At 61.3% G+C, this 13,110-nt stretch carries 11 protein-coding genes; all 11 read left to right on the top strand.

What is annotated here, in order from left to right:
* Positions 1–26: 26 nt before the first annotated feature.
* The 11 genes from prcB to ABIE18_RS07775 all read left to right on the top strand — a co-directional run bounded on the left by prcB (position 27) and on the right by ABIE18_RS07775 (position 12,810).
* A complete protein-coding gene (gene prcB / locus ABIE18_RS07825; protein ID WP_499722111.1) occupies positions 27–836 on the top strand; it encodes a proteasome subunit beta in 810 nt (269 codons plus the stop codon).
* A 1-nt stretch (position 837) separates the two neighbouring features.
* A complete protein-coding gene (gene prcA / locus ABIE18_RS07820) occupies positions 838–1,545 on the top strand; it encodes a proteasome subunit alpha (RefSeq protein WP_431115289.1) in 708 nt (235 codons plus the stop codon).
* Between the two features lies 1 nt (position 1,546).
* A complete protein-coding gene (pafA, locus tag ABIE18_RS07815; RefSeq protein WP_431115290.1) occupies positions 1,547–2,911 on the top strand; it encodes a Pup--protein ligase in 1,365 nt (454 codons plus the stop codon).
* Between the two features lie 129 nt (positions 2,912–3,040).
* Positions 3,041–3,970 (top strand): FKBP-type peptidyl-prolyl cis-trans isomerase, encoded by a 930-nt coding sequence (locus ABIE18_RS07810; protein WP_499722109.1) that lies wholly within the window; start codon positions 3,041–3,043, stop codon positions 3,968–3,970.
* Positions 3,971–4,057: 87 nt separating this feature from the next.
* On the top strand, positions 4,058–4,453 hold the full coding sequence (locus tag ABIE18_RS07805) for an FKBP-type peptidyl-prolyl cis-trans isomerase (RefSeq protein WP_216925697.1): 396 nt from the start codon (positions 4,058–4,060) through the stop codon (positions 4,451–4,453).
* Positions 4,454–4,550: 97 nt separating this feature from the next.
* A complete protein-coding gene (locus ABIE18_RS07800) occupies positions 4,551–6,590 on the top strand; it encodes a helix-turn-helix transcriptional regulator (protein WP_499722107.1) in 2,040 nt (679 codons plus the stop codon).
* A gap of 9 nt (positions 6,591–6,599) precedes the next feature.
* Complete coding sequence (locus ABIE18_RS07795; RefSeq protein WP_442005316.1) at positions 6,600–6,950, top strand: hypothetical protein; 351 nt, start codon at positions 6,600–6,602, stop codon at positions 6,948–6,950.
* Positions 6,951–6,986: 36 nt separating this feature from the next.
* Entirely contained in the window at positions 6,987–7,256 is a 270-nt protein-coding gene (tatA, locus tag ABIE18_RS07790) for a Sec-independent protein translocase subunit TatA (protein ID WP_431115294.1), read from the top strand.
* Between the two features lie 6 nt (positions 7,257–7,262).
* Positions 7,263–8,099, top strand: coding sequence for a twin-arginine translocase subunit TatC (gene tatC / locus ABIE18_RS07785; RefSeq protein ID WP_477515679.1), 837 nt, complete (start codon positions 7,263–7,265; stop codon positions 8,097–8,099).
* A gap of 24 nt (positions 8,100–8,123) precedes the next feature.
* Positions 8,124–11,093 carry a DEAD/DEAH box helicase gene (locus ABIE18_RS07780; protein ID WP_499722106.1) on the top strand — a complete coding sequence of 990 codons (2,970 nt, stop codon included), beginning with the start codon at positions 8,124–8,126 and terminating at the stop codon, positions 11,091–11,093.
* Between the two features lie 55 nt (positions 11,094–11,148).
* Positions 11,149–12,810: an amidohydrolase gene (locus ABIE18_RS07775; RefSeq protein WP_499722105.1), complete on the top strand. Its 1,662-nt coding sequence runs from the start codon at positions 11,149–11,151 to the stop codon at positions 12,808–12,810.
* Positions 12,811–13,110: the final 300 nt, after the last annotated feature.

Below are 13,110 nucleotides of genomic sequence, written 5' to 3'. Positions count from 1 at the left end.
GAATGCAGAGTCGAAGGAGTGCAGCAATGCAGGACCCATCAACCGGCCCCCTGGCCACCCAGGCAACGTCTTCATTCACGGAGCACCTTCAACGCTCGCGTCCCGAACTCCTTCCCTTCAACCAAACGTTGCCGGCCGGCACCGTACCGTCCTTGCCGCACGCGACCACCATCGTCGCCTTGACGTATGCCGGCGGCGTGCTCATGGCGGGGGACCGGCGGGCAACCATGGGAAACGTGATCGCCAGCCGGCACATTGAGAAGGTCTTTCCCGCGGACCAGTATTCGGTTCTGGGCATTGCCGGCACCGCCGGCCTGGCGATCGATATTACGCGGCTCTTCCAGGTGGAACTGGAGCACTACGAGAAGATTGAGGGCACGCTCCTTAGCCTGGTGGGCAAGGCGAACCGTTTGGGTGCGATGATCCGCGGCAACTTGCCCATGGCAATGCAGGGCATGGCGGTGATTCCCTTGTTTGCCGGTTTCGACCACGTATCGGGCACCGGGCGGCTTTTCTCCTACGACGTAACCGGTGGGCGCTACGAAGAACAGGAACACCACTCAGTGGGTTCCGGTTCTGTTTTTGCACGTGGGGCCCTGAAAAAACTCTGGAAGCCGAACCTTTCGGAAGAACAAGCTGTGGCCGTCGCGGTTGAGGCCCTCTACGACGCCGCGGACGACGACTCCGCAACGGGCGGCCCGGACCCCGTCCGCCAGCTGTGGCCAGTGGTTTACACGGTCAACAGAGCCGGTAATCGCCGGGTACCTGAACGGGACCTGGCGGCGATAGCCGGTGCCATCGTCGAATCCCGTGCCATCGCCGGACGGGAGGCCTGACATGACGCAGCAGTTCTATGTCTCGCCCGAACAGCTGATGAAGGACCGTGCGGACTTCGCACGGAAGGGCATTGCCCGCGGACGTTCTGTAGTGGTAATCAGTTGCGCTGATGGCATCGCGCTGATTGCTGAAAACCCGTCACCTTCGCTGCACAAAATCGGCGAGATCTACGACAAAATCGCCTTCGCGGCGGTGGGCAAGTACAACGAGTTCGAAAGCCTGAGGCAGGCCGGGGTACGGTACGCAGACGTCCGCGGCTACTCCTACGATCGCGAAGACGTGACCGCCCGGGGATTGGCCAGCGTCTACGCGCAGAGCCTCGGCGCCGTGTTCACCGCCGAACAAAAGCCGTTCGAAGTGGAACTGGCCGTGGCTGAAGTCGCCCCGACGCAGGAGCAGGACCACCTGTACCGGCTCACCTTTGATGGTTCGATTGCCGATGAGAACGGCTTCGTGGTGATGGGCGGACTTGCCGATCAGATTTCCGACGTCGTCAGCGGGGCCTGGGAGCCTGAGCTTGGTTTTGCCGGGGCCATGAGATTGGCTTTGCGCGCTTTGGCGACAGACAAGGAAGCCGACGCCCTCCCGGCGACCGCCGTCGAAGCCGCAGTCCTGGACCGCGCTTCGGAGAGTCACAGGGGTTCCCGCCGGGCTTTCCGGCGTCTGCTTCCCGAGGACATGACACAGTTGCTCACAGAGGAGGCTTGAAATGGACAAGCGCATATTCGGCATCGAGACGGAGTTTGGGATTTCCTATTCCAGCCCCGACTCACGTCCTTTGGCCCCCGAAGAAGTGGCCCGCTATTTGTTCCGCAAGGTGGTGAGTTGGGGCAGGTCTTCCAACGTCTTCCTGACCAACGGTTCACGCCTGTACCTGGACGTTGGTTCGCACCCGGAATACGCCACCGCAGAATGCGACGACCTCGCGCAACTCATCGCCCACGACCGCGCCGGCGAGCTCATCCTGGACGACCTCGTTGATGAGGCCCAGGCCCGGCTCGCTGCGGAAGGTTTCAACGGTACGGTGTACCTCTTCAAGAACAACACCGACTCCGCCGGAAACTCCTACGGCAGCCACGAAAATTACCTCATACCCCGCCGGGGTGAGTTCTCCAGGCTGGCCGAGATCCTCATCCCGTTCCTGGTGACCCGTCAGCTCATCGCGGGGGCGGGCAAGGTGCTGAAGACACCCCATGGTGCAACTTTCGCCTTTTCACAGCGGGCGGATCACATCTGGGAAGGTGTGTCCTCTGCCACCACCAGGTCACGCCCCATTATCAACACCCGTGACGAGCCGCATGCCGATGCCGAGTTCTATCGCCGGCTCCATGTGATCGTGGGTGATTCCAACATGTCTGAGACCTCAGCACTCCTCAAAGTTGGCACGGTGGACCTCATCCTTCGAATGATCGAGGCAGGGGTGATCATGCGGGACATGCGAATGGAAAACCCCATCCGGAGCATCCGGGAAATTTCGCACGACCTCACGGGCAGCGCCTTGGTCCGTTTGGCAAACGGCAGGCAACTTTCGGCGCTCGATATCCAGCGGGAGTACCTCGCCAAGGTCACAGAGTTCGTGGCCGCGAACGGCGCACACAATGCCCATGTGCCGCTTATTCTCGATCTGTGGGAGCGGACCCTGGACGCCATTGAAAGCGGCGATACCAGCACTATCGATACCGAGGTGGACTGGGCCATCAAGAAGAAGCTGATGGACAGTTACATGCGTCGGCACGACCTCAGCCTGGACTCGCCACGCATTGCTCAACTGGATCTCACCTACCACGACATTTCACGCCAGCGCGGCCTCTTCTTCCTGCTGCAATCACGGGATGCCGCACGGCGTTTGGTCCCCGAAACCGAAGTGAAGGACGCTGTTGACACTCCTCCACAGACAACCAGGGCCAAGCTGCGGGGAGACTTTGTCCGGAGGGCGCAGGAACTTGGACGCGATTACACGGTGGACTGGGTGCACTTGAAGCTCAACGACCGCGCACACCAGACGATCCTGTGCAAGGACCCCTTCCGCAGCGTCGACGACCGCGTTGATGCGCTCCTGGACTCCATGGGCTAACAGCTTTTCTGAGCGGACTCCCAGCTTCACCGGCTATTCTGGACTGTGGCCTCTTTCCAAGAGGCCATTGGCTTGGATCTGCCATGCGCCTTTCCGAGTGTCCCTTGCCCCGACGAAAGTGTCTTTTTTGTGCGCCGACTCCTAGCAATTCTTCTTCCTGCCCTGCTGCTCATCACTGCGTGTGGGGGAGGGGGTACGCCAGCCGCCGAGCCCACCAGCCAGTCATCCGGCGATGTCTCCAAGCTCGATTCCGTGAAGGTGACAGACAACGGAGATGACAAAGCCCCTGGCCTGGACTTCACCAAGCCGCTTACCGTCGCTGAACCAACCATCAAGGTAGTCAGCGAAGGCAACGGCGAGCGTATCAAGGCCGGCCAGGTTGCCGAGCTCGCATACATCGCAGTGGATGGCAATGACGGCAAGACAGTTGAAGACGTCTACAAGAACGGCCCCCAGCCCATTGAGCTGAATGACGAGCTCAAGAAGGGCAACGAGCTGATCTACAACGCCATTGTTGGCGCCAAGATCGGTTCCCACATCGCGTTCGCCGCGCCGGGTTCGGCCGCTACGGGCGCCGCAGCCGGCTCTACGCAGTTGGTGGTTTTCAAGCTGCTTTCCGCTAAGGAAGCAGCTCCGGTCCTGTCGAAGCCGGAAGGCGAGACCGTCACTCCTCCGGCTGGGCTCCCCACCGTGAAGGAAGATGACAAGGGCCTCCCGCAGATCTCCGTTGACGGCGCAGCCGCTCCGAAGGAACTCATCGCACAGGACCTCATCAAGGGCTCCGGCGCTGCTGTTAAGGCCACTGACACTCTCACGGTGAACTACGTAGGCGTCAATCTTGTGGGCGGCCAGAAGTTCGATTCGAGCTTTGACCGAGGCCAGACAGCAAGCTTCGCGCTTTCCGGTGTCATCAAGGGCTGGACCCAAGGCCTGGAAGGCAAGACGGTCGGCTCCCGCGTTCTTCTGGTCATCCCGCAGGACCTTGCCTACGGCGCGGCTGGACAGGGTGAAGCCAAGGGCGATCTCGTCTTCGTCGTTGACATCCTCGGCGTCAAGTAGGCAGCTACCTGATCCGGGACTGGCTAAGCTGGTTCCTGACACCATTCGTCCCTCACACCCCTACGTCCCCCAAAGCAAGGAGCAACCATGTCATTTGGTCAGCGTGACTTCGACCGCACCAAGCCCGAAATCGACTTCCCGGAAGGCGACGTTCCCACCGAACTCGTCATCACGGACCTCATCGAGGGTTCCGGCGCCGAGGCCAAAGCCGGCGATACCGTATCCACCCACTACGTTGGCGTCGCCTGGTCTACGGGCGAAGAGTTCGACGCTTCCTGGGGCCGTGGCGCTCCGCTGGACTTCCGTGTTGGCGTTGGCCAGGTCATCCAGGGTTGGGACCAGGGCCTGCTGGGTATGAAGGTTGGCGGCCGTCGCCGCCTGGAGATCCCTTCAGAACTGGCGTATGGGTCCCGTGGCGCCGGCGGAGCAATCAAGCCCAACGAGGCCCTGATTTTCGTCGTTGACCTCGTAGCTGTCCGCTAGGGCGCAAGCTTCCCGCCAAGGCGCGTTACCTTCCGGCTTTGCCGGGCCGGTGACGCGCCTTGCTGCTTTCGCCCAGGACTTTAGTAACGTAGCAAGCGTGTCCGCATCCCGCACTGAACGACTCCTGAATCTCCTGCTTGCCTTGCTCAATACCAGGGTGGGCCTTCCGCGCTCTGTCCTGCGGGAAAAGGTCTATCACGACACCGCCGAAAACGACGTCGCGTTCGGACGGATGTTCGAGCGGGACAAAGTGGATCTGAAACAGTTCGGCTTTGAGATCGAGACCCTCACGGACCCCCGCAGTTTCGGGTCCGAGGATCCCGCATCAACCCGCTACCGCATTGGCAAGGACTCGAACAGGCTTCCTGATGTCAGCCTGACGCCCGCCGAATCCACCGTCCTCCTCCTTGCTGCCCAGTTGTGGGAACGTGCTGCTCTCGGCTCCGCCGCAGTCAATGCCGTCCGCAAGCTGCAGGCCGCAGGCGGATTCACCGACGTCGACCTTCCTGCCGGCGTCCAGCCGCGGATCAAGCCAGCCGGACAAGCATTCGACGACGTCGTTGGAGCCATGCACGGCCGGCACGCCGTCCGCTTCCGGTACCTCGCCGGAAGCACCGGGCGTGAGGAAATGCGTGAGGTGGAGCCTTGGGGCTTGGGAAGCCGGTTCGGGCAGTGGTACCTCGTGGGATTTGACCGGGGGAGGGAAGCCAAGAGGATTTTCAGGTTGTCACGCATGACCACTGCCGTCTCGGTCATGCCTGGCAGTTCCTTTGAGCCGCCAGCCGGTTTCAATGCCCGGGCGGAGCTGGATTCGCTCAACGAACTTCCCGTGCAGCTGGCTGTCATGGACGTAGACGCCGGACGTCTTCTCGCCCTGCGCAAACGTGCTGTTTCCAGCGGTGACGGGAAGGAACCGGCTGAGATGGGATTGGGCGGCAGGGACAGGCTCCTGGTGGACTTCCGGGATCCCGAACAGTTCGCCGAGGAATTGGCCTCGTATGGCCCCCACCTCAAAGTGGTTGAACCTGCCGAGCTGCGTGCCGCCGTCGTACGCCGGCTCAAAAGCGCTGCGGAGTTCAATGCGTCTCCGGCCATCCCCGTGGAATTCCCCGAAGCTGCGCGCGCGCAGCGATCAAGGAAACGCACGTCCGAAGACCAACTCACGCGCATGCTGCAACTGGTGCCCTTCCTGGTCCACCATCAGGGCCTGCACGTGCAGGAGGTAGCTGACCGCTTTGGCATCAGCCGCAAAGCACTTATCGACGACCTGAAAATCCTGATCTGTTCCGGGCTGCCCGGAGGCTACCCGGACGATCTCCTGGACATCCAATGGGAAAACGACCATGTGTACATCACGGAGCATTTGGACCTGAACCGCCCTGTTCGCTTCAGCGAGGACGAAGCCGCGGCGCTGCTGACTGGATTGTCGATGCTCGGCGATCTCCCTGCACTTGCAGGTTTGCCCGAAGACGAACCGGGCAGCGCCCTGGAGTCTGTGACCATCAAGTTGACGGGTGCGGCAGGAAAAGCCGGACGCTTGGCCGGTGCCGTTGCAGGCCAGTCGGTGGCACCCGAGCAATCGGAAGCCTTCGCCACCATCACGCACGCCATCAGGGACGGCCAACAACTGCGCCTGAGCTACCTTTCCCCGCAAAGGGATGAAGTAACCGAGCGCGACGTGGACCCCCTGCGGCTCTACTCCCTGGACAACACCTGGTACTTCGAGGCCTACTGCCATAGCAAGTCGGGACTCCGGAATTTCCGGCTGGACCGTGTGCAATCCCTGGAACCCAATGGCCGTCCCGTCTCCGGGACAGCAACTGCTGATGCAGACTTTCCGGCAAGGCTCTTCACGCCCAGTGACGACGACGTCCTGGTGGTGCTTGAGTTGACCCGGCAGGGTGCTGGCCTGGCTGACGACTATTACGCCGAGCGCACTGCCGAATTGCCCAATGGCGGACTGCTCGCCGAGGTGCGCTTTGGAAATGTGGAGTGGTTACCGATGTTTGTGTCCCAACATGGAGGGACGGTGCGGGTGCTGGAACCTGCGCAGTTGCGCCAGGAAGTCCAAGCGTGGCTCACGGCGGCGCTTGACCAATACGGTGCCGTTTCCTCGTCGGACATCGTGGCTGGCTAGACTACTCAGATGCCTTGGTGGTTTTGGATCCTGCTGTGGATCGCGCTCATAGCCCTGTCGTTGCTCCTCCATGTGACCTTGGGTTTTCGGCTGTTCAGGAAATTCATGGCCACCGTTCACGAATTAGGGGACGCCGGGAAACGTTTCAGCCATGTTTCTCCTGCCGCAGAAACCTCCGATGTTGAGGCCCCGGAACGCCGCCCGGAGCCGGGATCCGCAATTTTTGCCTCGCCGGAGCAGATGCGTCATGATTACCTGACGGCCAAAGCCTTCCGCCAGGAAGTTCGTCGCCAAAAGCGCGTTCAGCGCAAAGCAGAGCGGGGTCAGCCCCAATCCCTGCACGACATTGAATTCAGATAGACGTAGGATGTATCCAAAAGGAAAGGACCTCCCCACATGAGGCTCGAAGGCTGGCATCTCATCATCATCATCGTCCTGGCTCTGGTGCTTTTCGCTGCACCGAAGCTGCCGTCCATGGCGCGCAGCATTGGCCAGTCGATGCGTATTTTCAAGTCTGAAGTCCGGGAAATGAAGAAGGACGGTTCCTCCGAAAAGAAGGAAACGCAAGACCCCTCTGACGCCGTCGAAGGCAGGGTTGTAGACCACCCCGACGTAAAGGCCAAGAACACCGGCGAGACCGACGTTCCGCCCTCCAACCGCGTCTAAGAAGAAGTGGTAGAGACGAAGGGGCGCAAGGCCAACCCCGAAGCCCGGATGGCGCTCCTTGACCATCTTAAGGAGCTGAAGAACCGGCTCTTCAAGGCTGCCATCGGCGTTATTCTTGGAACGGTGCTGGGCTTCATCGTCTATCAGCCCCTCTTGGAAGCTTTGATCAAGCCGATCAAAGACCTCAACGAAAAAGAGGGCCGCGCTGCCAGCCTCAACTTTGATGGCGTAGCCAGCTCATTTGACCTGATGGTGCAGGTCTCCGTATTCCTTGGCGTGATCCTTTCCAGTCCTGTCTGGATCTACCAGCTGTGGGCCTTCATTGTCCCTGGCCTGCACAAAAAAGAGCGTCGGTTGGCTTTGTCCTTCGTAGCGGCTGCCGTTCCGCTGTTTATCGGCGGCGTCCTGTTGGCATGGCTCGTGCTTCCCAACGCGGTGCGTGTCCTGACGGACTTCACGCCCACCGGCGCTTCGAACTTCATTAGCGCTGAAATCTACCTTGCGTTTGTCCTCAGGCTTCTTCTGGCCTTCGGAATCGCCTTCCTGGTGCCGGTGGTACTGGTCGGGCTGAACCTGGCCGGAATCGTCAAGGGCAAGCAACTGGTCAAAAGCTGGCGGATCACTATTTTCCTGGTTTGCCTGTTCGCGGCCATGGCTGCCCCGGGTGCCGACGCCATGAGCATGTTCTACTTGGCGGCGCCCATGCTGCTTCTGTTCTTCGCTGCCATCGGCGTTTGTCTCTGGAACGACCGCCGGCGGGAACGCCGCGCCATCAAGCGTGCTGCTGAGACCGAAGCCACGGCAGATATTGCTACCCCGGCCTCGGATCTGGAGAATCTCTAGACCTCAGGCCATTAGGCTTGGTGCATGTCCTCCATTTCCGGGTCTCCATCACCATCAGACCGCTACCAGGCGGCAGCTCACCGGGCAGCTGAGGCCAAGACATATCTTGGTGCCTTTGCCCGGACGCTGGACTTCGAATTGGATGACTTCCAACGTGACGCGTGCCGCTCATTGCAGGAGGGCCGTGGCGTCCTCGTCGCGGCTCCCACAGGTGCGGGAAAGACGATCGTTGGCGAATTTGCCATCTATCTGGCTTTGGAACGTGGCCTCAAAGCGTTCTACACGACACCCATCAAGGCGCTGAGCAACCAGAAATTCTCCGAGCTCGCCGCCAAGTATGGCTCTGCCAACGTTGGCCTGCTGACGGGCGATACAACCATCAACGGTGAGGCGCCCGTTGTGGTGATGACCACCGAAGTCCTCCGCAATATGCTGTACGCCGATTCGGAGACGCTCGGCGACCTCGGCTTCGTCGTGATGGACGAGGTCCACTACCTCGCAGACCGCTTCCGCGGAGCCGTCTGGGAGGAAGTCATCATTCACTTGCCCAGTGAAGTGCAGGTTGCTTCGCTGAGCGCAACGGTCTCCAATGCCGAAGAGTTTGGTGCGTGGCTGGATACCGTTCGGGGCGATACCGACGTCATCGTGTCCGAGCACCGGCCCGTGCCACTGTGGCAGCACGTCATGGTGGGCAGGGAGATCGTTGACCTCTTTGCCGGCGATACCACTTTCGATGAAATCGCTCCCCAGATACCGGACACAGAAGTTCCGGATCTTAGCGATACTGACGACGCCGTGGACGAGGCCACCCTCCCGGCAGAAACCCGGAAGATCGCGGTCAAGAGTTCTGCCGCATCTCCGGTCCGCCAGGCAGTGACCGGCCCCGAGTTCGAAGTGAACCCCGATCTGCTGGCAATGGCCCGCTCCGAGAGCCGGATGAACTTCAACGGCCGCTTTGGCCACGGTGGCCGGAGCCGCCGTCGGCAGGACCGCTCCAGGGATGAACGGCAGAACACCGAACAGCGCAGCCCGGTCCGGAAGGCAAGCCGCCCCCAGGTTATTGAAAGCCTCAACCGTCAGGGCCTGCTGCCTGCCATTACGTTCATTTTTTCCCGGGCCGGTTGTGATGCTGCAGTGGCCCAGTGCGCGGCATCGGGACTCTGGCTCACTACTGAACGCGAACAGCAGATCATTGCGCAGCGGGTGGATGAAGCAAGCCACGAGATCCCTGCCGATGACCTCGATGTCTTGGGATTCTGGGGCTGGCGCGACGGCCTCATCCGGGGCTTCGCGGCTCATCACGCGGGCATGCTTCCCACCTTCAAGGAGGTGGTGGAGAAGCTGTTTGCGGATGGCTTGGTCAAGGCAGTTTTTGCCACGGAAACGTTGGCGCTCGGGGTCAACATGCCCGCGCGTTGCGTGGTGCTGGAAAAGCTTGAGAAGTTCAACGGCGAAGCCCACGTCAACATCACGGCGGGGGAGTACACGCAGCTCACTGGCAGGGCTGGACGCCGGGGTATCGACGTCGAGGGCCATGCCGTAGTCCTGTGGCAGCCGGGAACGGATCCCGCTGCCGTGGCTGGCTTGGCGTCACGCCGCACATACCCGCTGAATTCCAGCTTCCGGCCCACGTACAACATGAGCATCAACCTGATAGCCCAGTTTGGCCGTGTCCGGGCACGTGAAATCCTCGAGTCGTCCTTTGCCCAGTTCCAGGCGGACCGCTCCGTCGTAGGGTTGGCGAGGCAAGTTCGTGGCCGCGAGGAGTCGTTGGCAGGATACGCGAAATCCATGGAGTGCCATCTGGGCGACTTCACCGAATACGCCAGGCTCCGGCGGGAGCTCAGTGACACTGAACAGTTCGCTGAACGGAACTACCACCGTGCGCGAAAGTCCAGGGTGGCGGACTCACTGACGCGGCTCATCCCAGGGGACGTCATCAGCGTCTCCAGCGGCAGGCTGGCGGGCTACGCCGTCGTGCTTGATTCCGATGCCAACGCCCGTGAGCCGAGGCCTTCTGTCCTCACCTCGGACAATCAACTGCGCCGGATCGGCGTCCACGACGTCGATGCCCCGGTGTCTCCTGTGACCCGGATCAGGATCCCGAAATCCTTCAACGCCAAGGTCCCCAAATCGCGGCGTGACCTCGCCTCCTCCATGCGCCATGCCATCAGCGACGAAGCGCCCAAGTCGCGCCGCAACAGCAGGCATGAAGACTTTGGCTTGGGTTCCCGGCTCCCGGACCAGGAACAGAAGATCACTGAACTACGCAGGGCGCTCAGGGCGCATCCTTGCCATGGTTGCAGTGAACGCGAAGACCACGCCCGCTGGGGCGAGCGTTGGTGGAAACTTCGCAAGGAGACAGACGGCCTGATCCGCCAGATCCAAAGCAGGACCAACACGATTGCCAAAACGTTCGATCGCGTATGCGATGTCCTTTCGGCCTATGGGTACCTCGAAACCAACGACGCCGGCAAGGTCACCATCAGCACGGACGGGCAGCGGCTGCGGCGCATTTACGGTGAGAAGGACCTCCTCATTTCACAATCCATCAGGCGTGGTGCCATCAACGATCTCGATGCTGCCGAGCTTGCCTCCTTGGCCAGCACCCTGGTGTACCAGGCAAAGCGTGAGGACCGGGGCCTTCGCCCGAGGATGCCCTCGGTTGCGCTGGAAACGGCGGTCGATATCGTCGTCCGGGAATGGTCGCAACTTGAGGACACCGAGGAACAGAACAGGCTTCCGCTCACCGGCGAACCGGAGCTGGGCCTCATGTGGCCCATGTACAAGTGGGCGAAAGGCCGCCATCTTCAGGAGGTGCTCAGCGGCACTGACCTTGCTGCTGGCGACTTCGTCCGTTGGGCAAAGCAAGTGGTTGACCTCCTGGACCAACTCGCCAAAATTCCACAACTGGATCCCCGCTTGACGCGGATCTGCCGTGAATCCATCGATCTGGTCCGCCGGGGGGTCGTGGCTTACTCCACCGTCGCCTGACCCGGAACCGTTTTCGAGACCCCAGACCTTCTTCAACGCTCGAGGAGCACACCGCATGAACCAGCCAGGCCTGTCCGCCGGCGACCGCCCCCACGAAAACGTCCGCAAGGTAACCCTTTACCGGAACGGTTCGATCTATACCGCTGCCGATCCGTTCGCTACCGCCATGGTGGTGGACGGTGACACGGTCGCGTGGGTGGGCTCCGAGCAAGCAGCGACGTCCATCGCGGATTCCACCATGGACATCATTGATCTTCGGGGAACCCTCGTGGCGCCGGGCTTTGTTGACTCCCATGCTCACTTGACGGAGACGGGCCTCGCTTTGGCTGGACTGTCCTTGACGGGCGTGCGCTCTGCCCGGGAGCTGCTGGACGCCGTCGCTGCCGCTGGCGGTACCGGGACTGTCATTGGGCATGGCTGGGATGAAACAACCTGGCAGGATGCCACCCTTCCAACGCTTGAAGAGCTGGAACAGGCCTCGGGCGGCAGGCAGGTTTACCTTTCCCGCATTGACGTTCACTCCGCCCTCGTTTCATCCTCTCTTGCGGCGTCGGCAGGCCTTGCGGGCATGGACGGCTTCACGGGGGACAGCGGCCGCGTAGTCAGGACTGCCCACACCGCCGCCCGCCTCGCGGCACGGCGCTTCAGTGAGGCCGAACGGAGCGGGTATCAGGAACAGGCCCTGCATTATGCGGCTTCCAACGGCTATGTTGCCCTTGCGGAAATGTCGGCCCCACACATTTGCGGGCCAGAAGATCTTCAGATGGCCATGTCCTGGAACAGGCAAGCCGGCAAACCGCAGGTGCTGCCGTATTGGGGCGAGCTGGCGTCATCGGAAGATCATGCCCGCAGGATCCTGGACAGCGTGGGCCCCGAGGTCCTGGGCTTGGCGGGAGATCTGAACATCGATGGTTCCATCGGTTCGCGGACAGCTGCCTTGAGGCAAGACTATTCCGATGCGCCAGGTCAACGGGGCAACGTGTATCTTTCAGTGGATGAAGCCGCCAAGCACCTTGCTGCATGCTCGCTGCTGGGCATCCAGGGCGGTTTCCACATCATTGGTGATGCAGGCCTTGATGTTGCGCTTGAGGCATTGGACGCCGCAGCTGACGAGGTGGGGGAGCAGCGGATCCGCGCGGCGGGTCACCGCTTTGAACACGTTGAGCTCGCCGACCAGTCCGCCGTCGAGAAGCTGGCCAAGTACTCCGTGACTGTCAGCATGCAACCGGCATTCGACGCTCTCTGGGGAGGCCCTGGGGGATTCTACGAGCAACGACTCGGCGGCCGCAGCAAGGCAATGAACACGTTTGCGTCCTTCTACGCCAGCGGAGTTCCGATCACCTTTGGCAGCGATAGCCCGGTCACACCGCTCAGCCCTTGGTCCAGCATCCGGGCCTGCCTGGAACACAGCAACCCGGACCAGCGCATTTCAGCGCGCGCGGCTTTCCTTGGCCATACGAGGGCGGGCTGGCGGGCCACCAAACACAGGAACCCTCTCATGGGCCAACTCGTCCCTGGTGCGCCAGCCAGCTTCGCGGTATGGGAAATTGAGGAACTCATGGTGCAGGTAGCGGATAGCCGTGTGCAGTCCTGGAGCACCGATCCCCGTGCCCGCACCCCCTTGCTCCCGGCCTTGGATACTGGCAACGATCCTGTATGTCTGCAGACGGTGAGGGAAGGCCAGGAGCTCTTCGCGCACGAATCCCTCCGGGTGTGAGCCCACTGTTTCCTTGAGGTTTGAATTCCCCGCCTGAACTGGGACGATGCACGAACGCGCAGGTCAAGCCCTGGTTGACAGCTTTTGTAAAGTCCGTAGCATTGAGGCTCAACAGATTGTTAAGTCCTGGGGCTTTCCCGGGAGTAATTATCTGGTTCGCGGCCAGGATATGGCTTGGTGGCGGTACGCGAGTGGGCAGGCCCATAGGGCCCTAGAAAACAGTTCGTCCGGCAAAATGCCTGTCCGGACAACACTGGTCCTGGGTCTATGGACCTGCCCGCAGCGCTTAAGTCTGTGTGG

It is taken from the genome of Arthrobacter sp. 2762 (assembly GCF_040548745.1).
Classification (GTDB): Bacteria; Actinomycetota; Actinomycetes; order Actinomycetales; family Micrococcaceae; genus Arthrobacter.
The sequence above is the reverse complement of the archived record's forward strand: the minus strand, read 5'-3'. Positions and strand labels throughout refer to the sequence as shown.

Coding starts and splice junctions, on each gene's coding strand:
- prcB (WP_499722111.1), top strand. CDS start 27: ATGCAGGACCCATCAACCGGCCCCCTGGCCACCCAGGCAACGTCTTCA.
- prcA (WP_431115289.1), top strand. CDS start 838: ATGACGCAGCAGTTCTATGTCTCGCCCGAACAGCTGATGAAGGACCGT.
- pafA (WP_431115290.1), top strand. CDS start 1,547: ATGGACAAGCGCATATTCGGCATCGAGACGGAGTTTGGGATTTCCTAT.
- ABIE18_RS07805 (WP_216925697.1), top strand. CDS start 4,058: ATGTCATTTGGTCAGCGTGACTTCGACCGCACCAAGCCCGAAATCGAC.
- ABIE18_RS07795 (WP_442005316.1), top strand. CDS start 6,600: ATGCCTTGGTGGTTTTGGATCCTGCTGTGGATCGCGCTCATAGCCCTG.
- tatA (WP_431115294.1), top strand. CDS start 6,987: ATGAGGCTCGAAGGCTGGCATCTCATCATCATCATCGTCCTGGCTCTG.
- ABIE18_RS07780 (WP_499722106.1), top strand. CDS start 8,124: ATGTCCTCCATTTCCGGGTCTCCATCACCATCAGACCGCTACCAGGCG.
- ABIE18_RS07775 (WP_499722105.1), top strand. CDS start 11,149: ATGAACCAGCCAGGCCTGTCCGCCGGCGACCGCCCCCACGAAAACGTC.